The 24,864-nt window shown below is 72.3% G+C and carries 18 protein-coding genes; 6 read left to right on the forward strand and 12 right to left on the reverse strand.

Features of this window, described 5'->3' with window-relative positions; translation table 11 throughout:
- Positions 1 to 48 precede the first annotated feature (48 nt).
- Complete coding sequence (locus ABD292_RS39545; protein ID WP_344216774.1) at positions 49 to 1,047, forward strand: PLP-dependent cysteine synthase family protein; 999 nt, start codon at positions 49 to 51, stop codon at positions 1,045 to 1,047.
- Here ABD292_RS39545 and ABD292_RS39550 read toward each other — a convergent pair.
- Positions 1,028 to 1,771 (reverse strand): N-acetyltransferase, encoded by a 744-nt coding sequence (locus ABD292_RS39550; RefSeq protein ID WP_344216776.1) that lies wholly within the window; start codon positions 1,769 to 1,771, stop codon positions 1,028 to 1,030. The two genes, ABD292_RS39545 and ABD292_RS39550, sit on opposite strands and share 20 nt — an antisense overlap.
- A gap of 88 nt (positions 1,772 to 1,859) precedes the next feature.
- Between ABD292_RS39550 and ABD292_RS39555 the strand changes: the two genes are divergently transcribed.
- A complete protein-coding gene (locus tag ABD292_RS39555) occupies positions 1,860 to 3,350 on the forward strand; it encodes a DUF885 family protein (RefSeq protein WP_344216778.1) in 1,491 nt (496 codons plus the stop codon).
- A gap of 71 nt (positions 3,351 to 3,421) precedes the next feature.
- On the opposite strand, the gene ABD292_RS39560 is transcribed toward ABD292_RS39555, so the two are convergent.
- Positions 3,422 to 4,354 carry a hypothetical protein gene (locus ABD292_RS39560; RefSeq protein WP_344216780.1) on the reverse strand — a complete coding sequence of 311 codons (933 nt, stop codon included), beginning with the start codon at positions 4,352 to 4,354 and terminating at the stop codon, positions 3,422 to 3,424.
- Between the two features lie 97 nt (positions 4,355 to 4,451).
- Between ABD292_RS39560 and guaA the strand changes: the two genes are divergently transcribed.
- From guaA to ABD292_RS39580, 4 genes are all read left to right on the forward strand, one after another.
- Positions 4,452 to 5,999, forward strand: a complete 1,548-nt coding sequence (guaA, locus tag ABD292_RS39565) for a glutamine-hydrolyzing GMP synthase (protein WP_344216782.1) — start codon at positions 4,452 to 4,454, stop codon at positions 5,997 to 5,999.
- 152 nt (positions 6,000 to 6,151) lie between these two features.
- Positions 6,152 to 7,330 (forward strand): PP2C family protein-serine/threonine phosphatase, encoded by a 1,179-nt coding sequence (locus ABD292_RS39570; RefSeq protein WP_344216784.1) that lies wholly within the window; start codon positions 6,152 to 6,154, stop codon positions 7,328 to 7,330.
- Positions 7,327 to 8,916, forward strand: coding sequence for a sensor histidine kinase (locus ABD292_RS39575; protein WP_344216786.1), 1,590 nt, complete (start codon positions 7,327 to 7,329; stop codon positions 8,914 to 8,916). The genes ABD292_RS39570 and ABD292_RS39575 overlap by 4 nt, the downstream gene beginning before the upstream one ends.
- The gene (locus ABD292_RS39580) at positions 8,913 to 9,380 is read left to right on the forward strand and encodes a response regulator (RefSeq protein ID WP_344216788.1); all 468 of its coding nucleotides are present in this window, start codon (positions 8,913 to 8,915) and stop codon (positions 9,378 to 9,380) included. The genes ABD292_RS39575 and ABD292_RS39580 overlap by 4 nt, the downstream gene beginning before the upstream one ends.
- Here the strand turns inward: ABD292_RS39580 and ABD292_RS39585 are convergent.
- The 10 genes from ABD292_RS39585 to ABD292_RS39630 form a co-directional block, all read right to left on the reverse strand.
- A complete protein-coding gene (locus tag ABD292_RS39585) occupies positions 9,377 to 10,510 on the reverse strand; it encodes a carboxylate-amine ligase (RefSeq protein WP_344216790.1) in 1,134 nt (377 codons plus the stop codon). The genes ABD292_RS39580 and ABD292_RS39585 overlap by 4 nt on opposite strands.
- A 25-nt stretch (positions 10,511 to 10,535) precedes the next feature.
- Positions 10,536 to 12,008, reverse strand: coding sequence for a hypothetical protein (locus ABD292_RS39590; RefSeq protein WP_344216792.1), 1,473 nt, complete (start codon positions 12,006 to 12,008; stop codon positions 10,536 to 10,538).
- A 34-nt stretch (positions 12,009 to 12,042) separates the two neighbouring features.
- Complete coding sequence (locus ABD292_RS39595; protein WP_344216794.1) at positions 12,043 to 12,747, reverse strand: polysaccharide deacetylase family protein; 705 nt, start codon at positions 12,745 to 12,747, stop codon at positions 12,043 to 12,045.
- Positions 12,748 to 12,808: 61 nt separating this feature from the next.
- Positions 12,809 to 13,507: a class I SAM-dependent methyltransferase gene (locus ABD292_RS39600; RefSeq protein WP_344216796.1), complete on the reverse strand. Its 699-nt coding sequence runs from the start codon at positions 13,505 to 13,507 to the stop codon at positions 12,809 to 12,811.
- Positions 13,508 to 13,511: 4 nt separating this feature from the next.
- Positions 13,512 to 14,780, reverse strand: coding sequence for a glycosyltransferase (locus ABD292_RS39605; RefSeq protein ID WP_344216798.1), 1,269 nt, complete (start codon positions 14,778 to 14,780; stop codon positions 13,512 to 13,514).
- A 111-nt stretch (positions 14,781 to 14,891) separates the two neighbouring features.
- Positions 14,892 to 16,646: a hypothetical protein gene (locus ABD292_RS39610; RefSeq protein WP_344216800.1), complete on the reverse strand. Its 1,755-nt coding sequence runs from the start codon at positions 16,644 to 16,646 to the stop codon at positions 14,892 to 14,894.
- A gap of 1,461 nt (positions 16,647 to 18,107) precedes the next feature.
- The gene (locus tag ABD292_RS39615; protein ID WP_344216802.1) at positions 18,108 to 19,187 is read right to left on the reverse strand and encodes an acyl-CoA reductase; all 1,080 of its coding nucleotides are present in this window, start codon (positions 19,185 to 19,187) and stop codon (positions 18,108 to 18,110) included.
- A gap of 679 nt (positions 19,188 to 19,866) precedes the next feature.
- Complete coding sequence (locus ABD292_RS39620) at positions 19,867 to 20,892, reverse strand: LuxE/PaaK family acyltransferase (protein ID WP_344216804.1); 1,026 nt, start codon at positions 20,890 to 20,892, stop codon at positions 19,867 to 19,869.
- 70 nt (positions 20,893 to 20,962) lie between these two features.
- Positions 20,963 to 22,249, reverse strand: a complete 1,287-nt coding sequence (locus tag ABD292_RS39625) for an AMP-binding protein (protein ID WP_344216806.1) — start codon at positions 22,247 to 22,249, stop codon at positions 20,963 to 20,965.
- Between the two features lie 671 nt (positions 22,250 to 22,920).
- Positions 22,921 to 23,757: an SDR family NAD(P)-dependent oxidoreductase gene (locus ABD292_RS39630; protein WP_344216808.1), complete on the reverse strand. Its 837-nt coding sequence runs from the start codon at positions 23,755 to 23,757 to the stop codon at positions 22,921 to 22,923.
- Between the last annotated feature and the right edge of the window lie 1,107 nt (positions 23,758 to 24,864).

The following is a 24,864-nucleotide window of genomic DNA, read 5'->3' on the forward strand; positions in this document are numbered from 1 at the left end:
TGGCGAACGCGCGGGCTCCGGCGGGCCGGAGGATGGCAGGGTGAGAGGGTGACCTGGACCACGGCCGCGCTCGCGCTCCTCGGGCCCGAGCCGCCGACCCCGCTGATCGAGTTCCCGGTCGCCGCGCCGGGCGTCCGGCTCCTGCTGAAGGACGAGTCGCGGCAGCCGACGGGCAGCCTCCGGCACCGCCACGCGCGGGCCCTGTTCCGGCGGGCGATCGCCGAGGGCCTGATCACCGAGGGCGCGACCGTGGTGGAGGCCACCGGCGGCAACGCCGCCGTCGCGCAGGCGTGGTTCGCGCGGCGGCTCGGCCTGCCGTACGTCGTGGTGATGCCGGGCGAGCGCACCGAGGCCCGCGCGCGGCCGGTCGAGGCGCTGGGCGGCGAGTGCCGCTTCGTGACCCCGCCGCTCGCCATCTACGACGCCGCCCGCGCGCTCGGCGGCCACTTCCTCGACCAGTTCGGCCGCGCGACGCCGCACGACCTCGCCGGCGAGCTGTTCGGCCAGGTCAGGCCCGACTGGGTGGTGACGGGCGCGGGCACCGGCGCGACCTCGGCCGGTCTCGGCGCGTGGGCCCGCGAGCACGGCCTGCCCTGCCGCGTCGCGGTCGCCGACCCCGACAACTCCGCCTACTTCCCCGGCTGGACCCTCGACGCCGCCGACTACGCCACGGGCATGCCGTCGCGGATCGAGGGCATCGGCCGCCCCCGCGTCGAGCCCGGCTTCCGTTTCGACCTCGTCGACCTCGTCGTCCCCGTGCCCGACGCGGCGAGCGTCGCGGCGGCCCGCCGCCTGCGCGAGGTCACCGGCCTGCCGGTCGGCCCGTCCTCGGGCACCGCCCTCTGGGCGGCGCTGGAGCTGGTCGAACGCCTGCGCGCCCGGGGCGAGGGCGGCACGGTCGTGTCGCTGATCGGCGACGCCGCCGAGCGCCACCTGGCCACCTGCCACGACGACGCCTGGGCGGCGGCGAAGGGCCTCGACGTGGACCGGCACCTGGGCACGCTCCGCGAGCGCGTTCACGGGCCCGTCAGCTCAGAGGGTGGCTGACCCAGACGTTCGGCTCCACGTAGACCGCGTGGTCGTGCTCGACGCGACAGTGCACGGGGGTCAGCGCGCCCGGCACCTCGACCTCGCCCGACCGGTCGAAGGGCAGGCCGGTCCACGCCCGCCACTCGGCCAGGGTGCCCGCCACCACCATCGACCGCGGGGCCACCTTGACGATCTTCCCGCCCGCCCGTACGTGCACCCGCAGCCACGGGTCGTACGGCAGGCCGTCCTCGCGGACGCGCCAGGCGTACTCGGCCATGGGCGTGCCGGGCTCCAGGTGCTTGCGGTTGGGGCGGACGGGGGCGACCAGTTCGGCGAAGCCGAGGAGGGCGGCGCGCTCGCGCATCGCCCGGAGCATGACGCCCGACAGCCCCTCGCCCTGCCGGTCCTTGCGGACGCTGATCTCCAGCGCGGAGACGCCGTTCGCGCGCCGCCCCCGCGCGCGGGCCAGCCAGCCGCGCCTGATCACGCCGTCCCAGCCGTCGTCGGGCAGCTCGGCGGTCTCCGACCGGTACGGCATCATGCAGGCCCGCGCCACCATCCGCCCCGGCTCGGCGTCGTCGTCGGCCACCAGCACGTAGTCGGCGTACGTGGTGTCGGCGAGGGGATAGAACAGGTCGGCGATCGGGTCGTTGAGCGCGAACTCCGGCCAGGTGTGGTCCATCTTCCACAGCGTCGCGGCGAACTCCGGCCGCTCGGCGAGAGTGGTGATCGTCAGGGCCATGCCGATCATTGTCACATCACCCTTCACCGGCAAGCACCCGCTTTTTCACCACTTAATGGGACTTATCGCCGTGCGCTACCGTCGGCCCATGACAGAACTCACCCCCAGGCTGCGCGCGGTCGCCGACCTCATCGTGGCCGAGGCGCGCGAGGCCGGCGGCAGGCACGAGTACGACGGCCACGTCCAGGACCTGTCGCCCGAGGGCGTGCGCGCCGGACTGGCGCGGCTCGGCGAGGGCGCCGCGCCCGGCGACCCGCACGACGCCGAGCACCTCCAGGTGTTCGAGGAGAGCCTGCGCTTCCAGTTCGGGGAGCTGGAGCTGCACCGGAAGAACCCGATGCCGCACCTGTCCAACCTCGAACTGGCCTGCTACGACCGCGACTACGGCCCCGCCGAGGACCGCGCCAGGGCCAAGGCCGCCCACCTCGCGCGCTGGCCCGAGGCCGTCGAGGGCGCGATCGCCTCGCTCGACCAGGTCAGCGCCCCCGTCGCGCGCTCGCTCATGGGCGCGGTCAAGGGCCTCGCGGCCGGCGTCACCGACGAGGCCGCGCTGGCCGCGCACGGCCGGCTCGTCGCCCACCTCGAACGCGCCGCCGCGGAAGGCGACCCCGACGCCGCGCTCGGCGCCGACGCCCTGAGCAGGCTCATGGGCACCGCCGAGGGCCTGCCCGTGGACCTCGGGCGGCTGGCCGAGCGTGCCGACGCCGAGCGCGACCGGCTCATGTCGCTGCTCGCCGAGTCCTGCGCCAAGCTCGGCCGCGCCGAGCCGCCGCTGGAGGTCGCGAGGGAGCTGGTCAAGGAGCACCCCGGCGCGGACGAGGTCATCGAGGCGGCCAGGGTCGGCACCGCCAAGGCCATCGCGTTCACCAGGGAGAAGGACCTGGTGCCGTACCACGACGGCGAGTGCCTGGTCGGCCCCGCGCCCGAGTCGCGGAGCTGGGCCATGGCGATGATGGCGTGGAACGCGCCCGCCGAGCCCGAGGGCCCGTCCTGGTACCACATCACGCCGCCGGACCCGTCCTGGCCGCGGCAGGAGCAGGAGGAGTGGCTGGAGGTCTTCAGCCACACGACGCTGCCGGCGATCAACGTCCACGAGGTCGCGCCGGGGCACTTCTCGCACGCCCGCGCCATGCGCCACGCCCCGTCCGAGGTGCGCAGGCTGCTCATGTCGAGCGCCTTCGTGGAGGGCTGGGCGCACTACGCCGAGGAGCTGTGCGTCGAGGAGGGTTTCGAGCCCGACGACCCGCGCTTCGAGATCGGCGTCTGGCTGGAGGCGCTGCTCCGCGTCACCCGGCTCGCCTGCGCGATCGGCGTGCACACCGGGCAGTTCACGGTCGAGGAGGGCGCGCGGCGCTTCGAGTCCGACACGCACCTGCTCGGCCCCGCGGCGCTGTCGGAGGCCAGGCGGGCCACGTTCGACCCCACGTACGGCCGCTACACCTGGGGCAAGCTGCTCATCCTCGACCTGCGCGAGCAGGCCCGCAAGGAGTGGGGCACGGGCTTCACCGTGCAGCGCTTCCACCGGGAGCTGCTGGCGCTCGGCGCGCCGCCGCTGGGGCTGATCGGCGCGATCCTGTAGGTCCGGGCGGGCCCGCCCTCACGACGGGCCCGCCTTTACGGTGGCCCGCCGGGTTTGCGGCGGGCCCGCCGTCACCAGTGGCGCTCGTGGCCCAGGACCCGCACCACGTCGCCCTCGCGCCGCACCAGCAGGCGTACGCAGTCGCCCGGCAGGACGTCCTTGTAGGTGCCCGGGTCCACCGCGACCGCCTTGGCCCGCGCCGAACGCCCGTCGTGCAGCGCGAGATAGCGCGTCCCGTCGTCGTGCCACCGCTTGACGACGTGCCCGGCCACCTCGCGGCGGCGGGGGCCGCCGGCGGCGTATCCGGCGGGCTCGACGTCATCCCCCTGCCAGCCGCTGCCGGTGAAGATCCACTCTCGCTGCGGCGACGGCCGGGCCGCGAGCTCCCTGCCGCGCGCGGTGAGCAGGAACCCCCGCCCGCCGAGCAGCAGGCTCCCGCCCGCCACGAACGACACCATCGTCGCGATCCCGCCCAGCCACGACACCCCGGCCTCGGCGACGGTGACGTACCAGGGGACGGCCAGCGCGACGGCCAGCCCGACCGGCACGATCAGGCTGGGCCAGCGCCGCCGGGCCAGCCCCAGGTCGATCGCCCGCCGCCGGACCAGCGGCGCGAACTCGCCCTCCAGGTCGGCCCCGTCCGGCATGAGGGCGACGAGCGGCGCCTCGGCCGCGCCGGCGTGGTCGAGGCCCGCCAGCCGCGCCCGCACCCGCTCCAGCGCCCACCGCTGGTACGCCGGCAACGCCTCTTCCATAGGAAAGGGCACGAGGGCGAGCCGGTCGCCCTCGATCCGGGCCGGCCCGAGCTCGGCCAGCTCGCACAGCGTCGCGTGGAACACCTCCTGCGCCCGCATCCCGCGCAGCAGCTCGCCCACCGCCCGCGGATCCGGCTCCCCGGCGGGCGCGGGGAAGGCGGCGGGCCGCTCCCTGCCGGCCACCACGACGGCCGCGGCCAGCGCGGCCACCCAGAGTGCCCAGGCGGTCGCCGGCCAGACAAGATCCATTGTTCTGTGTTAGCACGAGAGCCTCCGGCAGGCCAGGCGTAATATCCGGGACCGATAGACTGGAGTCACCGCACTTCGCCTTTGGGGGGTTCTCTCGGTGTCAGAATTCGACACGGTGCTGGTGGTCGACTTCGGCGCACAGTACGCGCAGCTCATCGCCCGGCGGGTGCGCGAGTGCCACGTCTACTCGGAGATCGTCCCGTCGACGATGTCCGTCGAGGAGATGATGGCGAAGAACCCCAAGGCCATCATCCTGTCCGGCGGGCCCTCCTCGGTCTACGCCGAGGGCGCGCCGCCGGTGCCGCACGGCCTGTTCTCGACCGGGGTGCCCACGTTCGGCATCTGCTACGGCTTCCAGGCCATGGCCCAGGCGCTCGGCGGCACGGTCGCCCGCACCGGCGTGGCCGAATACGGCGGCACCTCGCTCAAGGTGCTCGACGAGGGCGTCATCTTCGCCGGGCTGCCGGCCAGCCAGCAGGTCTGGATGTCCCACGGCGACAGCGTCGCGGCGGCGCCCGAGGGCTTCACGGTGACCGCCTCCACCGGCGAGACGCCGGTCGCCGCCTTCGAGCACCCCGGCCGCGGCCTCTACGGCGTGCAGTTCCACCCTGAGGTGCTGCACTCCGAGCACGGCCAGGCGGTGCTCAGGCACTTCCTGGAGGCGGCCGGCTGCCGGCCGAGCTGGACCATGCTCAACATCGTCGAGGAGTCCGTCGAGGCGGTGCGCCGCCAGGTCGGCGACGGCCGGGCGATCTGCGCGCTGTCCGGCGGGGTCGACTCCGCGGTGGCCGCCGCGCTCGTCCAGCGGGCCATCGGCGACCGGCTGACCTGCGTCTTCGTCGACCATGGGCTGCTGCGCAAGGGCGAGGCCGAGCAGGTCGAGCGCGACTTCGTGGCCGCCACCGGCGTCAAGCTGCGGGTCGTCGACGCCGCCGAGCGCTTCCTCAAGGCGCTGTCGGGCGTCACCGACCCCGAGGAGAAGCGCAAGATCATCGGCCGCGAGTTCATCCGCGTCTTCGAGGACGAGCAGCGCGCCATCATGGCCGACGGCCCGGTCGACTTCCTGGTGCAGGGCACCCTCTACCCCGACGTCGTGGAGTCGGGCGGCGGCACCGGCACCGCCAACATCAAGTCGCACCACAACGTCGGCGGCCTGCCGGAGGACCTGCAGTTCACGCTGGTGGAGCCGCTGCGCACGCTGTTCAAGGACGAGGTCCGCCGCGTGGGCGAGGAGCTGGGCCTGCCGGCCGCGATGGTCTGGCGGCAGCCGTTCCCCGGCCCCGGTCTCGGCATCCGCATCGTCGGCGAGGTCACCCGCGAGCGGCTGGAGATCCTGCGCGAGGCCGACGCGATCGCCCGCGAGGAGCTGTCGCGGGCCGGCCTCGACCGGCAGATCTGGCAGTGCCCGGTGGTGCTGCTGGCCGACGTGCGCTCGGTGGGCGTGCAGGGCGACGGCCGCACCTACGGCCACCCGGTGGTGCTGCGCCCGGTCACCTCCGAGGACGCGATGACCGCCGACTGGTCACGGGTCCCCTACGACGTGCTGTCGCGCATCTCCACCCGCATCACCAACGAAGTACGCGACATCAACCGGGTGGTCCTCGACGTGACCAGCAAGCCCCCGGGCACCATCGAGTGGGAGTGAGCGCATCTGTCTGGCGCGCGCACGCATAATCGTGACGACGGGGGGAAGTGAATCTGGCTCTGCGCCAACTCGCGACCAGGTTGGTGACGGGACGCCCGAGGCGCCGGCCGGCGCGGGGGCACCGGCGCGGGCGGGAAGGATGACACGCCTGTATGCCCCAAGCTGACGAGCACAGCGACGCGGCGCCGCTGGTCCTGCTGGTCGAGGACGACCCGCAGGACGCGCTGATCGTCCGCGAGCTGCTGGAGGACAGCGGCCTGGCCGTACGCCTGGAGTGGGCGCGCTCGGTGAAGCAGGCGCGGCAGGCGCTGGCGCGGCTGCGCCCCCAGTGCGTGCTGCTCGATCTCGACCTGCCCGACGCCTACGAGTTCTCGGCGCTGTCGGCCGTGCTGGAGGAGGCCGGCGACGCGGCCGTCGTGGTGCTGACGGGCCTCGCCGAGGAGCAGGCGGGCCTCGCCGCGGTGACCGCGGGCGCGCAGGACTACCTCGTCAAGGGCCGGGTGGAGGCCGAGTGGCTGGGCCGGGCGCTGCGTTACGCCATGCAGCGCAAGCAGGCAGAGCAGGCCGCCGTGGCGCTGCACGCCGAGCGCGTACGCGCCAAGGAGAACGCCCGCCTCGAACGCGGCCTGCTGCCGACCCCGCTGCTGGAGACCATGCCGATCCAGGTGGCCTCCCGCTACCAGGCGAGCCGCGGCTCCCTCACCCTCGGCGGCGACTTCTTCGACGTCGTCGAGTCCGACGACAAGGTCGTGCACGCGGTGATCGGCGACGTGTGCGGTCACGGCCCCGACGAGGCGGCGCTCGGCGTCTGCCTGCGCATCGCCTGGCGGGCGCTGGTGCTGAGCGGCCTGGAGGGCGGCGCGCTGCTGCGGCAGCTCCAGCGCATCCTCGACGCCGAGCGGTCCAGCCCCGAGATCTTCGTGACGATGTCCACGCTCGTGCTGGAGCCGGACCAGCGCACGATCCGCGTCTGGCGGGCCGGTCACCCCGGCATGCTCGTCCACACCCCCGAGGGCATCTCCCTGGCCGAGCCGGCGCAGGGCCCCGCGCTCGGCCTGCCCGTCGAGAGCGACTGGGAGCAGCACGTCATGGAGCTGCCGCCGGGCGGCGGGCTGACGCTGTTCACCGACGGCCTGTTCGAGCGCCGCCTGCCCGGCGAGCGGGCCCGCTGGCTGGGCGAGGAGGGCCTGCTGGAGCTGGCCAGGCGGCGGGCGCACCTCGACGGTCAGTCCTTCATCGACGCGCTGGTCGAGGACGTCGAGACCGCCGCCCCCGAGACGGCCGCCGACGACCTCGCCGTGGTCCACCTCCGCTGGAAAGACGAGCTGTGAACGCTTCCCCCGTGCGCGGCTGGCGCCGCCTGACGGTCCACGCCTGGTTCGTCGCCGTGCTGGCGATCGCGGCGGTGCTGGTGATCGTCTGCGCCGTGGTCGCCACCCTCATGCTGGACCGCACCGCCCGCCTGTCCGACCAGCTCATCTTCCGGCTCTCCCCGGCCAGGATCGAGGCCGCCCAGCTGGAGAACGCCCTGCTCAACCAGGAGACGGGCGTCCGCGGCTATCTGCTCACCGGGCGGCGTGACTTCCTGGACCCGTACACCGAGGGCGTGCGGGCCGAGCAGAGCAGCGTCGCGAGCATCGCGGCGCTGCTCCAGGAGCATCCGGAGCTCGTCGCCGAGGTCGAGACGGTCCGCGCCGAGGCCGCGTCGTGGCGGCGGGCGTACGCCGAGCCCGCCATCGCCGCCAAGCGGGCCGACGCCGCCGTCCCGGAGGCGGGCAACGAGAGCGGCAAACAGACCTTCGACGCCATCCGGTCCCGCCTCGACCGGCTCTCCACGGAGCTGACCGAGGCCCGTGCCGCCGAGCAGGCCGACCTGCGGGCGGCGCAGCGCATCCGCGACTGGGCCTTCCTCGCCATGGTCGTGCTGTTCCTGCTGGCCGGCCTCGCGATGGCGATCCTGCTGCGCCGGGCGGTCGGCCGGCCCCTGGACGAGCTGCGGGTGGCCTCCCGGCACATCGCGACCGGCGACTTCGACCACCCGATCCCCGAGCGGGGCCCGGCCGACATCCGCGAGCTGTCCCGGGACGTGGACCTGATGCGCAAGAAGATGGTGCACGCGCTGCAGGAGTCGCACGAGCACCAGGGCCAGTTGCGCGCCCAGGCCGCCGACCTCGACGCGCAGGCCGTGGAGCTGCGCCGCTCCAACGCCGAGCTGGAGCAGTTCGCCTACGTCGCCTCGCACGACCTCCAGGAGCCGCTGCGCAAGATCGCCACGTTCTGCCAGCTCCTGCAGAAACGCTACGGCTCGGTGCTGGACGAGCGCGGCGCTCAATACATCCACTTCGCCGTGGACGGCGCGACCCGCATGCAGGTGCTCATCAACGACCTGCTCAGCTTCTCCCGCGTCGGCCGCATGTACGACGACCGCAAGCCGGTCGAGCTGGAGGAGGTGCTCGACAAGGCGCTCGACGACCTCGGCGCGGCCGTCGAGGAGTCCGGGGCCCGCGTCGAGCGCCCCGCCGAGCTGCCCACCGTCATGGGCGACCGGACGATGCTCGGCCTGCTCTGGCAGAACCTCCTCGGCAACGCGATCAAGTTCCGCCGCGCGGGGGAGACCCCGGAGATCCGCATCACCTGTGAGCCCGGCGACGAGGGCGAGTGGGCGTTCGCGGTCGAGGACAACGGCATCGGCGTCGAGGCGGAGTTCGCCGAGAAGATCTTCGTCATCTTCCAGCGCCTGCACAACCGCGAGACCTACGGCGGCACGGGCATCGGCCTGGCGATGTGCCGGAAGATCGTCGAGAATCACGGGGGCCGCATCTGGCTCGACACCGGCTACACCGGAGGCACCCGCATCCGCTTCACCCTGCCCACCTCTGGGCCCGAGGCCGCCACCCACCAAGAAAGCGACTCATGACCACTGCGCAGGCCATCGAAGTGCTCCTCGTCGAGGACGATCCAGGCGACGAGCTGATCACCCGCGAGGCGTTCGAGGACAACAAGATCCAGAACAACCTCCACGTCGTCAGGGACGGCCTGGAGGCGCTCGACTTCGTCTACCGGCGCGGCCCGTACGCCGACGCCCCCCGCCCCGACCTCATCCTGCTCGACCTCAACCTGCCGAAGTACGACGGCCGCCAGGTCCTGGAGAAGATCAAGGGCGACCCCGAGCTGCGCGCGATCCCCGTCGTCGTCCTCACGACCTCCTCGGCCGAGGAGGACATCCTGCGCAGCTACGACCTGTTCGCCAACGCGTACGTCACCAAACCCGTCGACCTGGAGCGCTTCCTGGCCGTCATCCGCCAGATCGACGAGTTCTTCGTCACGGTGGTGCGGCTGCCCGGCCGCCTCCAGGCGCCGGGCAGCATGCCCGGAGCCTAGGCCGCCGGCCGGTAGGACGACGGGCCGTTCCAGGAGCACTCCCGGGTCTCGTCGAGCAGCAGGTCCACCACGTCCGACAGCCGGCCCTCCCGCTGGTAAGCCCGCCGCTGCCGGGCGGCCGAGCTGCCCCGCGCCACCGCCTCGCGGGCCAGGGTGGACACCAGCTCCCAGTCCTCCGTCTCCTCCAGCTCCGGCCGCAGCCCGTCCACCAGGTTCATGAACACCTCGGCGGCGGGCCGCGGCACGCCCTCGACCGGGTCCACGAGGTCGCCCTCCAGCCCGGACCTGGTCGCCTGCCAGGTGGCCGCGCGCACCGGCTCCAGCTGCATCTCGCGGTACGGGTCCCGCCGCACCGCCGCCAGCTCCCGGATGACCAGCGCCCGGAACAGCCCGGCGATGAGCGCGATGTCGTCCACCCGCGGGCAGGAGTCGCAGATCCGCAGCTCCACCGTCGGCACGTGCGCGGACGGCCGCACGTCGAAGTAGATCATCCCGGGGTCGGTGATCGTGCCGGCCTGGATGAGGTCCTGGACCATCCGCTCGTAGTCGGCGGCGGAGTCGAACTTGGCCATCGGCCCCGACGTGGGCCAGCGCTGCCACACGAGCGTGCGGTAGCTGGCGTACCCGGTGTCCTCGCCGAACCAGAACGGCGAGCTGCACGACAGCGCCAGCAGCGGCGGCAGCCACGGCGTCACGCTGTGCGCCACCGCCGTCGCGAGGTCCTTGTCCTCGATCTCGACGTGCACCTGCGTGCCGCAGATGAGCTGCTCGCGGGTGAGCAGCTGGTAGTCGTCCAGCATGCGCTCGTAGCGCGGATCGTCCGACACCTTCATGCGCGACTTGTCGGCAAGCGGCACCGTGCCGGCCGCGACGATGCCCAGCCCCAGCTCGTGCGCGGCCTGCACGAGCTGGCCGCGCAGCTCGCAGAGGTCGGCGGCGAGGTCCTCAAGACGGGCGAACGGCGCGCTGTTGGCCTCGATCGTGGAACGCTGCAACTCCTCGGTGAAACGTCCCTTGGGCAGGGCGTCGAGCAGCGGCCCCGAGCGGGTCGACAGGTGCCTGGTCCGCAGGTCCACGATGTGGAACTCCTCCTCGACGCCCACCGTGAAGGATCCCGTCCGACCTGCCATGATCTCTCCCGCCTCTATGCCCAGTTCAAGGAGCCGTCTTCTTTCCAGAAATGAGCCTTTTGCACCTGTCGACGGCATCCGGGAAGCGGGCCAGGCGCCACAGGCTGCCGAGGAGCAGCGGCGTCAGCAGCGCCCCGATGAGGATCGGGGCGGCCATGTAGCGGAAGTCCTGCGCCGAGATGTTGGCCAGCACCGCCAGCTGCTGCCCGGCGACCACGGCCGCGACGCCCAGCACGTACCGGTTCCGCCCGGCCAGCGCCCCCGCCGCCACCGCCAGGTACGACAGGTACGCCCACGACGCCCCCCGCCACAGCGCCCAGTCGTACTCGGGGGCCAGCGACCCCGTCAGCCAGGGATCGGCCACCTGGTACAGCTCGTACGACAGCGGGCGCAGCGAGAACACCCACCGCCCGGGAAAGTCCGTCACCTTGCCGGGCCCGACGTAGGTGTCGGCGGTCGGCCGCAGCGACAGCCGGTACGTCGTCCCGCCCGTCAGCAGCGGATCGCCCATCGGCCGCCAGGCGATCGCGCCCCGGCACAGCCGGGTCTCCACCATCAGCCCGGGATCCTCGACCAGCAGCCGCCGCCACAGGGCGAGCAGCTCGGCGGCGTGCGCGTCGGCCTGCTGCCAGCTGAAGTCCTCCCGCCAGATCAGCGTGTTGACCGTGGAGCAGGTGCCGCCCCACCACCAGCGGTCCAGCGGCGCCACCGACTCCAGCAGCGCCCGGTCCCGCTCGCCGAACAGCTTCGGCCGGTCACGGAAGGCCACCGCGACGTCGCCGAAGGCCGTGTGGTAGACGTACGTCGAGGACGGGGCGACGATCCCGAACCGGGGGAACACCGCGTTCGTCAGCACCAGCGGCAGCGCCGCCGCGACCGCGCCGGCCAGCAGCAGCCGCACCCGGCCGGCCCGTACGACGAGGGCCAGCACCGCCACGGCCACGCCCACCACGAGGAAGCCGTTCGCCCGGAACAGCCCGAGCGCCAGCGTCAGCGCCGCCAGCCCGGCGAGCCCCGGCCCGCTCACCCGCCGCGCCGCCGCGAAGCGCGCGCACACGCCCGCGATCGCCACCGCGCAGATCGTGAACGGCACGTCCTTCCACAACGTGACCGTGAACGCCCCCACGGGCGGCGCGAGCGGCATCAGCATCGCCACCACGGTGGTGAGCAGGCGCGGCGCCCCCAACGCCTTCAGCGACTGCGCCAGGAACGTCAGCGCCACCGCCATGGCCGTCGTCTGCCCGAACGTGACCGCGCCCAGGTCACCGGTCCTCGTGAAGCTCAGCCACATCAGCGCGTCGTAGAGCACCGAATGATCGCTCACCCAGGGCCCGGCGATCGTGTGGCTGAGGTAGAGCACCGAGTCACGGCTGAACAGACCCGGGTAGTAGGCCGCCCACCAGGACGCGAGCCCCGCCTGGGCGACGATGAAGGTGGCGAGCGCCGGCCAGGGGCGCCGGGGCCGGGTCAGGCCCGCCGGGGCGCCGTCGCTCCCCATGATTCTCGCCATCGGAACCGGGAGTCGGGCGTCGTCAGGGGTAGCTCACTCCGGGCTCCAGCGCCTTGCCGCCGCCGCGGGCCAGCGTCGGGACCGTCACGAGATGGTAGCCCTGCTTCTTCAGCTCCTTGAGAATGCCGGGCATGGCCTTGACGGTGGCCGGGACCGTGTCGTGCATGAGGATCACGCCGTCGCGCTTGGCCAGCTTGAGCACGGTCGCGGTGATCTTGCGGGCGTCGCGCAGCGACCAGTCGAGCGTGGTGCCGGTCCACATGATCTGCGACATCCCGGCCTCGTCGGCGATCCGCAGCACGCGGTCGTCGGTGTGCCCGTACGGCGGGCGGAACATCGTCGGCCGGTATCCCGTGGCCTGCTGGATGGCGTCCCGCCCGACCCGGATCTCCTGGCTGATCTCCTCGTCCAGCAACGCCCTGAGCGACTGGTGCGAGTAGGTGTGGTCACCGATCGCGTGCCCCTCGGCCAGCGTCTGCCTGGCGATCTTCGGCAGCTCTTCGACCCGCTTGCCGACCAGGAAGAACGTCGCCTTGGCGTTCGCCTTGCGCAGCGTCTTGAGCAGCGCGGGGGTCTGCGCGCCGGGACCGTCGTCGAAGGTCAGCGCCAGGCACTTCACGCGGGCGCAGTCCACCCGCGCCTCGGCGGACGACTCGACGGCGACGGAGGCGGCGGCCGGGGCGGACGACAGGGTCAGGGCGGCGGCGAGGAGGGCATGAGTCACCACGACCGCAAGCCTAGAGCCAACCGGACCCACCCGCGCCCCCGCCCTTCACGGACCGGCTGGATCAGCGCTGGAGCCGGGCCCGCAGGAACAGGCTCACCCCGCGCAACGACCCGACCGGCAGATACCGCTCGGCCCGGATCACCGCCGACAACCCCGCGTTGAGCAACGCCGGCACCTTGCTCAGATCGCTTCCCACCGACCGCCGCCGATGCCACTTGACCACGGGACGCAGCAGCACGTTCCAGCTCCAGACACGGTCCACCCGCAGCCCGGCCTTCTCGACCACGGTCGTCAACGACTCCCGCCGGTAGCGGCGTACGTGCCCCACCGCGTCGTCGTGCGACGACCACAGCGCCATGTCGCACGGCACCGCGATCAGCACGTGCCCGCCGGGCGCCAGCACCCTCGCGATCTCCTCGGTGACCAGGTGGTCCTCGCGGATGTGCTCCAGCACGTCGAACGCGGTCACCAGATCGACGCTGCCCGACCCGAACGGCAGCGCCCGCGCGTCCGCCCGGACCGCCGGGACCCCGCGTTGCCGCGCCATCTCCAGAGCCGACTCGTCGGTGTCGGTGGCGGTCGCGTCCCAGCCCGCCTCGGCGAGCACCCGGGTGTTGCCTCCGCCCGCCGCGCCGATGTCCAGCGCCACTCCGGGCCGGCCCAGCTCGCGCAGCTCCCTGCGCAGGATCGCGCGGCGCTCGCGGTACCACCAGTGGGCGTCCTCCAGCGCGATGAGCCGGCGGATCTCCTCGGTCTCCATGTTCTCAGTTCCTCGTGAGGGGTGATGTGGCGGCGCGGATCACCATGAGCAGGCAGTACGCGGCGACGACCACGCCCACCTCGGCCATCCGCCCGGCCTGTGGCGGCAGCGTGTGCAGGAGGGCCACGGTGAGCGCGAGATTCACGGCGAAGAACAGCGCCGTGCGGAAACTGAGCACGGCGCCGGCGGTGCCAGCCAGGACAAGCGCGCACGTGGCCGCCGTAGCGGGTTCCTGGAAATCCCGCATCGGCCAATAAACCATTGCATAGAGAACGGCGGAGAACAACACGTGCACCGAGCCGGCGAACACCCCGCCCGGCGGCCACCCTCCTCGCGACCGCCCTCCCTGGGAGTGTCCTGCTCGCGACCACCCTCCCTGGAGGCGTCCTCCCTGGAGGCGTCCTGCTCGCGACCGCTCTTCTCGCGACCGCGCTCTCCGCGGACTTGCCGGCAGCGCGTCCGGATGGCACGGCACCAGCTCGGGCCGGACCACCGGAACGCGCGCCCGCCCCGCCGCCATCGCCCACGCCACCCGGGCCAGGCCCCGCAGATCGTCGACCGCCGTACGAACCAGCTGGACCCGCGAGTCCAGATCCTCCACCCAGTCCACCGGCACCTCGTGCACGCGCAGCCCGTTGTGCTCGGCGAGCAGCAGCAACTCGGTGTCGAAGAACCAGCCGTCGTCCTCGACCTTGTCCATCAGCGGCCGCACCACGCGGGCCCTCGCCGCCTTGAACCCGCACTGCGCGTCGCTGAACCCCGCCCGGAACCCGTGCCTGAGCAGCGCGTTGTACCCGCGCGAGATCACCTCCCGGCGTACCGAGCGGCGGATGCGCGCGCCACGGCCCAGCCGGGTGCCGATCGCGATCTCGGAATGCCCGCTGGCCACCGCCGCGACCAGCGGGAACAGCGCACCGAGGTCCGTGGACAGATCCACGTCCATGTACGCCACGATGTCGGCCTGGCTCTCCCGCCAGGCCGCCCGCAGCGCCGCGCCCCGGCCGCGCACGTCGATCCTGCGCGCGTGGACGCGGTCGTACTCGCCGGCCAGCGCCGTCGCGACCGGCCAGGTGGCGTCGGTGCTGCCGTTGTCCACGATCGTGATCCGCCACGGGAGCGGGAACCCTCCGTCGAGGAAGGCCACCAGCGTACGGACGCAGCCAGGAAGGGCGCGTTCCTCGTTGAGCACGGGGATGACGATGTCGACGCTCGCCGGACGGGCCGCCGCGTCCAGGACGCGGAAGGTCGGCTGCATGGCGGCACGCGTGTCCATCGAGCTCCCCGATCCTTCGCCTAGGGTGGCCGTCGTTCAGGGAAATGCTGCTGGGGCCCCTCGCGGGGCGGGCGCATTTTCTGCGCGCATGCCCCGAAGGGGAGCATCCTTTTACCCGGCGGGAAGCTCGTACACGGAGAACGCCCTGTTACGGAAGCGCAGAACGGCATAGCCGTCGAGCCGTGGATTGACCCTGGTGAAAAGCCACCGGACCCCGTACTCGCCGGCGAGCCGCTGGACGTTCTCCCGCGTCGGCGCCGCGAACACCGCGTCGTTGGCCGCGAGCCGCGCCGCATCCGCGAAGGGCACGCTCAGGTACGACCCGCCGTATTCCCTGGCCCGAGACAACGTGCTCTCGGCATACGCCCACCCCTCCACGAGCACCCGCCGCTCACTGAACCCCGTCACCCAGTAATGCCTGCTGTCGCACCCCGGCGCGACGACCGGACGACAGTGCAGATCGGTCGCGACGACGTCATCGACCCGCGAGTGCTCCCGCAACCACCGTGCCGCCTCCCGCCCACCACGCGGCACCACCCGCTCCCGCCGCCCCTCATCAGGCACCACATGCCGAACGACCTCGACCGCCGACGCCGGCACCCCGTACCCAGCCATCACCCCCACCACCACCAACACCGGGCCGGGTACAACAGGCCTCCTCCGTCCCACGGTGGTGGCCCCCAGCACCGTGACCACAACCAGCACCACAAAAGCCGCCACCACCAAGTAGGGCCCCACCACCCACATCAACCCACCTAGATCCGCCTCGATCCGCACGGACCCGCGCAACAGCTCCTGCCCTCCGGCGACCACCACCGCCACCCCCGCGCCCAGGGCCACCGCCGCGCCCACCACCCGAGCAACCAACCTCCCCTCACCCGCCCAAGCCCGCCCAGCCACCACCACCCCACAAACCGCCGCAACCGACAGATAAGGCCGAACACTCTCCAGGAAGTACAACTGCGACCCCGCCGGATGCCCCAGCACCAGAACCGCCCCGACCCCCGCACCCCCCATCCCCACCAGCAGCAGAACATCCGGCTCCACCATCCGCCGCCACCCCAGCCCAGTCACTCCACCCCACACACACGCAAAACAGAACAACTGCACCGCCGCCAGCCCCCCAAAAACCCACACCGCCCCCGCCCCCGCCCCTGCCGGAAGCACCGCCGACTCGCCCTGAGCAACCCCGGTCACAACCCCCCACAACACCCGCATAGTCGCGAAAGGCGCGACCTCCATCCCCTGAGTCCCCCTCCCGAACACCACCGCCTGCGCCACCACCAGCCCCCCGAGCGCGAGCCCCGCCACCCCCAGCCACCGCCCCGGCACCCGCCGCTCCACCACCCACCGAACCCCCGCCACCAGCACCGCCCCGGCCAGCAACACCGGCAGAAACGTCGCCTTGGCCCCCGCCAGCACCGCCACCAGCAGCACCAGCACCACCCAACCCCGCCCCCGCACCCCACTCACCAGCAACAACACCACAGGCGCGAAAAGCAGCGCCCCGAACGTCTGCGTAGGACTGGCCCAGGCCGTGAACATCGACCGCGTCGTGAACACCACACCGTCCTGCAACACGGGCCCGAACAGGAAGTACGTGACCCCGACCGCCGCCACCCCGGCCGCCCAGCTCCCACCCACCCGCCGCCCCACCGCCGCCACCAGCACCACCAGGGCGGCCATCATCGGCAACGTGGAGAGCCGATAGACCAACCTGACGGGCTCAATCCCGGTCACCCAGCTCGTCGCCGCCATCTCGGCGTACACGAACCAGTGATAGGGAAGCGCCTCACCCAGCACCGACGGAAACGTGGGCGGCACCTGCCGCTTGACCTCCCCAAGCAGCGCCAGGTGATAGGGCATATCCACGTACGCCTTCCCAACCGGCACCCGATACAGGAACAACGCACTCCACACCACCAAATACCCAACCACCCCACCCAACGCCCACCCACACCACGCCGGCACCCCCTCCCGCCCGCCCCACCGAGACACCCACTCCCGCCCCCACCACCCGGACTCCCGCTCCCGTCCGCACCACTCCCGCTCGCACCACCCGGACTCCCGCTCCCGTCCGCATGACTCACGCTCGCGCTCCCGCCTGCACCACCCGGGGACCCGCTCCTGCCCGTACCACTTGCGCCCGCATCGCCCGGACATCCGCCCCCGTCCGCACCACCCCCGCGCCCGCACTCGCCCTACGTGCCTCCAGAACCGCCGCAATCCGGGCACCACCACGAAAGCCCCGACCACCAGCACGGACGGAACCAGCACCAACCTCGGCATCCCAACCGCCCGAGCCGGCAGGTAGGCCAGCACCTCGACCGCATACCCGACCGCCAACCCGGCCGCCAGCTCCTCCAACCCCGCCCACGCACGGTGACCGGTCAATGCCCGCCACAACAGCACCCCCGGCAGCGCGACCCCACCGCCGAGGTACCCCCCGAACACGACCAGGTCCCGCACGGAGACCCCGCAGCACAAAAACACCACGACCACACCGACACCCACCGCCAGCGCAGGCAACCACCCGACGAATCGCCGCACCAGAGGACCTCGCACCAAACCCCCCACCACTCTCCGCCCCCCGCACGCCCCCGCGCTTGCACCGCTCCGGCATCACTGAACCGGCATCACTGGACCGACACCGCCACGCTGGCACCACCGCCCGCCGGCCAGCCCAAGAGTCGCCGCCCGCCAGCCAGCTCAAGCACCACCGCCCGCTGGACAACCTGGAGGCCGGTCCATGGGCAGCCGACTGCGGGGCATCTGCACCGGACACCCCGCCAACCGCCGGACACCGTCAACCGCCGAACACCCGCCGACCGCCGAACACCCGCCGGACATTCCTCCGGACCGTGGGGCACTCCCGCCGGACGGCGGGCACTCCGCCGGACCATGAGGTACCGCGCCGGTCACCGTCTACCGGACGCCGCCAGTGGGCACGACCCTGAGCACCTCAGCTGAGCACCGCCTGCCTGTCATGTCGCCCCGCGACATCCCGAGCGGCCCAACCCCGCATCCGCCCACCCGGCACCTCTCACGGAGGGACGTAAAGCACGTCTCAAGAGCACGTCGCCAAGGACATTGCCTTAGGACCTCGCCCAACGACGTCACCGAAGGACGTCGCCAAAGCGCTGCCCAGGGGACGTCGCCTCAAAAGACGTCATCAGAAGCACGTCGCCCAACGACGTCACCGCAACACGCCGCCGAGGGACGGCGCCGAAGGACGTCGCCAAAGGGACGTCACCCAGCAACATCACCCAGCAACATCACCCAGCAACATCACCCAGCAACATCACCCAACCGCATCACCCAGCAACATCACCGAACGACGCTCACCAACCGCGTGAACTCGACCGGCAAATCAACCCCATCCCAAACCCGACCAAAGCTGAGCGCACTCCCCACCGGCACCATCCGATCAACCCCCCGCCCGCCCAACCCCCTCGCCAGCTCCTCCAACTCCTCCCGCCCGAACCCGAAGTGCGTCATCGTCTGATCCCGCCGCTCCACCACCGCGCCCAGCTCCGCCAGCCCCCCGAGCCGGCAGTGCACGAACGTCCCGGCCCCCAACCACCGCCGCGGAACCGCCGCCTCCTCCACCAGGGTCACGTTCGCCAGCGCGTTCCCCCGGAACTCCACACTCTCGGCCACCCCGTCGGCGGCCAGCCCGTACGTGGCCACCCGCTTCTCCACGGCCATCCCCGGCTCCACGCCCCACCCGCGCCTATCGAGCACCCGTGCCACGTGATCGATGAAGTCGGCCCGAGCCGCGTCGCAGTCCTGCTCCGCCCCCACCCAGAACACCGTCCGCGGCGACGAGCAGGCGGCCTGGTCGAACCAGTAGGTGTCGTTGACGAACCCTTCGGCCACGTTCACCCGAACCGCCCGTTCCGCGCACAACCAGGCCGCCGCCCGTACCACCGCGAACGACGACCGATCGGGAAAATCAAGTTCCCGGGCATGCGGCGTGAGCGGATGCCGCCGCACGTCCAGCACCGTACGGTCGCCGCCCCACACCACCCGCAGATCGCAGGCCGCGGACAAGGCCGCTGTAACCTCCTCATCCAACCGGTCATAGGTGACGATGCGCTGCGTCTCGCCCACGATGGGATCAGCCTCAGTCGACGCCTCGTGCAACGCCTCAAGGATCACCCCGACAACCGCCCCGGCCCGTGGCGACAGCCGTACGACGTTGCGGTTGCCCATGAGCGCGGACAGTGCCCAGGAGTAGACGAAGACGGTGTCGACGTTCGCCGGCGGGATGTGGAAGACCAGCCCGCGCGGCACCCGTACGTGCTCGCCGTTAAGCGAGTCCAGGGTGCGCGTCAGTTCGCTGGGCCGCAGGAAGAATCCGAGCGACCCGAGCTCGGGATGCCGCCGCGCCGACGCGGACCGCAACAACCGCTTCCCGAACGCCGCCAAAAACCCCCGAACCCGCTCATCCCCGACCGCGAGCCCACCACCCCGCAACCCACCAAGTAGCACCTCAACGGGCACAACGTCCTGAGGACCCCCAGCCTCGCCGCCGAGGGACGCGCCCTCCCAAAGGCCCACGTCCCTGGCGACAGACACAGCCCCCTCACGGGCCCCGGCCTCCGCTCGCGACCGCCCATCCACCAGGGGTACGACGCCCGCGCTGGGAAACAACACCTGCACCTGGCGGGAGTGTCCCCGACCGCCCTGCCCCGAGCCCCCGCTCCCGCTCGACATCACCGCAGCCATCCCTGCCACCCCAGCCACTCCCACCGCCGTCCCAGCCGTCTCATGCGCCAGAGCTCGTTCCGGATGTCCCGACTGCCGCCACCGAGGCACCCGCACTCACCCCGGAAGTCCCGGTCGTCCCCACCGAGACGTCCGCCCTTGCCCCAGTCGTTCTGGCCGTTGTCACTGCGGCGCCTGCTCTTGTCCCGGATGTCCCGGTCGTCGTCCCCGAGGCACCCGTCCTTGCCCCAGCTTGCCTGGCCGCTGTCGCCGAGGCGCCCGCTCCTGCCTCGGCCGTCCTGACCGTCGTCCCCGAGGCGCCCGTCCTTGCCCCGGGTCGCCGGCCTCTCTCCGGTGGGCGGCGTTCCGCTCGCCATCAGCCCTGTCCGAAGGTGTCGCTGCAGCCGCGTGCCTCGGCCTGTGGCAGTCGGCCCAGCACCTCGAACCGTTTTCCCGGCCAGGCCCCGTCATCGACGCCGCGCACCACGCCCAGATCCTCGGTGAGCAGCACGTGGCCCGGATAGGACGTGGGCAGCGTGCTGACCACCTCGACCAGCCCCGGCACTCCGGGTGGCGCCTCCTCCCAAGTCTCCGGGTCCCTGATCACGACATCGGCGAAGTCCGGGCAGTAGAGGCCGTCCCCGTCGGGCCCTTCAAGGAAAATCGTCCCGATCTGTTCGACCATCCCGTAGAAGTTGTGCACCCGGACGAGCCCGCACTCCGCCCCCAGTCGCCGCCGGAACTCCGCGTTGTCCACCGCCTGCTCAGCCAGCCGCTTCCAGCCACCCGAGTGGATCAGCACCCCCTGCGACAGATCCAGGCCCAGATCCAGCAGGTAGAGCCACACCATGAAGGTGAACCCGAACACCAGGAAACGCCCGCCACCGTGCCGCGCCAGGAACGCCTTGGCCGCCTCGGCATCCACCCGCCCCTGCTCGTCCAGCACGAACGTGTGGTCCCGGCCGAAGTTCATCATCCCGAGCACGCCCGCGCCGCGGGCGCTGAGCGTCGCGTCGCGTACGACCGACCTGCTGTCGACCACCAGCATGGGCAGCCGCCGCTCGCCCAGCACCTCCCTGAGCGTCGCCGCGAGCATCCGTGTCTGCGCCGCCGCCGCCTCCCGGTCGAGGTAGACCCGGCTCGGCCGCTGCCCGGTGGTGCCGCTGGAGGTCAGCACCCGGAACACCCGCTCCGGCGGAACGCTGCGCAGCTCGTGCGTCTTGAACAGCCGCACCGGCAGCCAGGGCAGATCCACCAGCCGTTCGTACGGCGGCCGCGCCCCGATCGCGTCAAGAATGCGTTGGTACGGCGGGCACGCCGCCCGATGCCGTTCGGTCAGCTCGGCCAGCTCCCTGACGAGCCGAGCTTCCCGCTCCTCCTCGCGCAACGTGAAAACGCTCACCCCGAGCTCCTCGCTTTCACCGGGCCCCACCGCCTGACGGCCGGCCGCGCCGCATGGCTTCCGGGCGTGTTCATGTGCGTCCTTCCAGGGAGCGGTAGTCGACCTTTCCCGTGGCGAGCAGGGGCAGGCGGTCGATGGGACGTACGTCGAAGCCGCTCCAGTGGAGCCGGAGCTCGGCCCCCAGCCGCCGGGCAAGCCCCGCGCAGCCGGCCGCGTCCAGCCCTTCGGCCCAGACCGTCACCCGGTCGTCGCCGCTGGTGGCGGCGGCCGGGCCTGCGTTGCGCAGCAGGCGTTCAACGTCGTCGAGGTTGACCCGTACGCCGAAGATCTTGGCGATGCGCTTGAGCCGCCCGGTGAGGTGGAGGAAGCCCTCCGCGTCCAGCCGCCCGAGGTCGCCGGTGCGCAGGACGCCGCCGAGGTCGTCCCCGCGGGCCAGGTCGGCGGCGGTCTCCGCGTAGCCCATCATGACGTTGGGCCCGTGGTAGACGACCTCGCCGTCGCCGTCGATCTCCAGCCGCCCGCCGGGCACGGCCCGCCCCACCGAACCGAGCTTGTCGGCCAGCCGGTCCGGAGGCAGGACGGCGATGCGGGCCGTGGCCTCCGTCTGCCCGTACATCACGAAGAACCGGTCCGCCTTCGCCGCGAACTCGGTGACGACCTCCGGAGCGAGCCGCCCGCCGGCCTGCGTGAGCGTGGCGATGGACGGATGCTCGGCACGGTCGTAGCGCAGGCGGCGGAGCATCTCGTACTGATAGGGGACGGCGGCCAGGGACGTGCAGTGGTGCGCGTCCAGATGGGCCCAGAACGATCGCTCCAGCAGCCCCGCCTCCGTGAGCATCACGGTCGCGCCCGCCGCCAGATGACTGTTGAGCACCGAGAGCCCGTAGCTGTAGTGCAGCGGCAGGCTCGTGGGCGCGACCTCGTCCGGGGTGATCGACAGGGCGGCGGCGATGCCGGCGGCGTTGGCGAGGACGGCCTGGCGGGACAGGCGTACGAGCTTGGGATTGCCGGTGGAACCCGAGGTGGCGAGGAGGACGGCGAGGTCGGGATGTGGCTCGGGCGTGTCGCGGCGGGCCGGTGACGAGCCGTCGGCCGCGTGCGTGAACCCGAGCAGCGCCGCGGGCCGGAACCGCGCCGCCAGCTCCGCGAGCGTGCCCGGCGACAGGTCGGGATCCAGCAGCGCCACCGGCCGCCCGGAACGGAACGCGGCCAGGTAGCGGAGCACCGAGGCGAGGTTGTTGCGCATCCCGCAGAACAGCGGGCCGGGCCGCAGCCGTGCCAGGATCTCGACTGTCCGCACGATCCGCCGTTCCAGCTCACCGGCTCCGAGCACCACCCCCTCCCCGGCGATGATCACCCGCGCCTCAGGATGCGGAAAAACCCCTCCCTCGGCAACTCCCGGGACATCTCCCATCTCCGAAATCCTCGCCCCTGTACGCGACTCCGACTCCGACTCCGACTCTGGCTTTGGCCCGAGCTTCGTTGATGGGGCGGCTGCTGTCCCGGTGGCGATCAACCCCGTCGTCGGCGTGCCGACCGCCTTCGCCGGCACCGGCTGGGCCGGGGGGACGGCTGCCGCTCTCGGAGCACCTGGCCCTGTCGGAGGAACGGCTGCCGGCTTCTGAGCACCCGGCCCTGCCGAGGGAACAGCCGCCGGCTTGGGAGCACCTGGCCCTGCTGAGGGAGTGGCTGCTGGTTTGGGAGCACCTGGCCCTGCTGAGGGAGTGGCTGCTGGTTTGGGAGCACCCGGCCCTGCTGAGGGAGTGGCCACCGGCTTCGGAGCACCCAGCCCTGCCGAGGGAACGGCTGCTGCTTTCGGGGTGCCCGGTCTTGCCGACGGTCGGGATGCCGTCTTCGAGGTGATCTGGCCTGCTGGAGAGGTCGTTGGCGCCTTCGACGCCGCTGACCCCGCGGAAGGGCCCAGATGCGACGGTGTCGGCGGCTGGGGCGGCTTCCCTTCTGCTGGTTGGAGCGGCTGCTCGTCGTTGGACCCGCCGTCCCGCTGGCCGTTGAGCTGGTCGTTTCCTGTCATGGCACCAGACCGCCGTCCACGCCGAGGACCTGGCCGGTGATGAAGTCGGCGTCGGGGGAGAGCAGGAACGCCACAGCGCTCGCGACGTCATCAGGACGGCCGAGGCGGCCGAGCGGCGTGGCGGCGATCGTGGCGGTACGGGCGTCGGGCTCGAGCGTGGACAGCATGTCGGTCTGGATGTAACCAGGGGCCACGGCGTTGACCCTGATCCCGGAGCGACCCAGCTCCTTGGCGGCGGCGAGGGTGAGGCCGATGAGCGCCGCCTTGGAGGCAGAGTAGACGGCCTGCCCCGGGCCGCCCGCGCGGCCCATGACCGAGGAGACGAGGACGACCGATGGAGAGGTCCCGCGTCGCAGGAGCCTCAGCGCCGCCTGCAGCGTGTGGGTCGCGCCGATCGCGTTGATCTCGAAGAGGCGGCCGACCGTCTCGGTGCGGACCATGCCGAGGAGACCGGCGGCGTGGATGCCGGCGTTGACGACGAGCGCGTCCAGGCGGCCATGGCGCTGGTGGATCCGCCGCATCATCGCCGAGATGAGGGTGGGATCGGCGACGTCGCCGTGGACGGCGTCCGTCAGGCCGCCGGTCTGCGCCGCCACCTCGGCGGCGGCCTTCTCTGCGCATTCCTCGTCGCGGCCGTGGAGCACGACGCGGTCGCCGTGGGCGGCCAGCCGGGCTGCTGTCGCGCGGCCGATCCCGGTCGTCGAGCCGGTGATGAGGACGACGCGGGGGGAGGCGGTGGCCAGGCTCATGGTCCGATCCGCGTAGCGGCCGGAGGAGGGTTCGGCTGTTGTGCGGCGGGTGCCCAGGCCGGTCCACGCGGTTGCGTAGTCCATGGCGGTGCCGGTGGTGTGCGGGCTGGGGGCGGCCGTCGCTCCTGCGGGGCTGTTGCGGCTTTGCTCTGGTCGCGGGACGGCCGCTGCTTCGCCTTCAGCAGAAGGCGCCGCAGGGGTAGGACCGCCAGGAGACGGCGCTTCGACGGCGTACGCGCTGGGGGCACCGGCGGAAGCCGGCGCGGTGGTGGGCTCGCCCAGGAACGCCGCTTCGGTCGTGAACTCGTACGGGGAAGTGACGTTGCCTGCTGGGCCGCCTGTGAGCTCCGCTCCGGTGCAGGGTCCGCTGGGAGACGCCGGTGTGATGACGTGACCACCGGAAGGGGTCGGCTCGGCGGTGGGGTCCTGTGGAGAGGTTGCCTCAGCGGTGGCGGAGCCCTGCGGAGAGGTTGCCTGGGCGGTGGAGCCGTGTGCGGAGGCTGCGTCGGTGGTGTGGGCGTGTGGAGAGGACGCCTCGGTGGGAGGGGCGCTCTGGGAATGGGCTGCCGGAGCGTCGGCGGCGGCGTTGCCGCCATGCGGTGTCGCCGTGGTGTCGCCGATGCCCCTGGACGGTGGCGTGAGGTTGCGGCGCCTGGCCGCCTCCCGGCCGAGCGCTGGGTCCGGCGCGGAGTCTGATGTTGTGCTCGGCCCTGGGCTCGGTGGCGCTGAGTCCGATGTTGCGTTCGGCCTTGAGCCCGGTCCTGAGTCCGGCGTTGCGCCCGGTCCTGAGTGCGATGTTGCATCCGGCCTCGAGACCGGCCCAGGGTCCGATGTTGCGCCCAGTCCTGAGTGCGATGCTGCGCCCGGCGCCCCGCCCAGTCCTGAGCCTGATGCTGAGTCCGGTGCTGGATCTGGTGCTGCGGCCGGTACTGCGCCTGGCACTGGCTCCGGCGCTGCGTCCGGTGCTGTGCCCGGTCCTGGGTCCGGTGTCATCGCGCCCTCCCGTGTGCGGTAGACGCTGCCTGGTCCGTTGTCATGCCGCCCCCAATGGCTCGGACGATGGCTGGCCCGGTCTATGACACCCCCGGTGGACCGGAGGTGAGTCGTTGTGCGTCGCGAAGTGCGTCGCGGCGTCCCCCGACGCCTGCGTGTGCCTTCGGCGCGTCTGCATGAACCCCGATGCGATGCCCG

Source organism: Nonomuraea bangladeshensis (assembly GCF_039529455.1).
GTDB lineage: Bacteria > Actinomycetota > Actinomycetes > Streptosporangiales > Streptosporangiaceae > Nonomuraea > Nonomuraea bangladeshensis.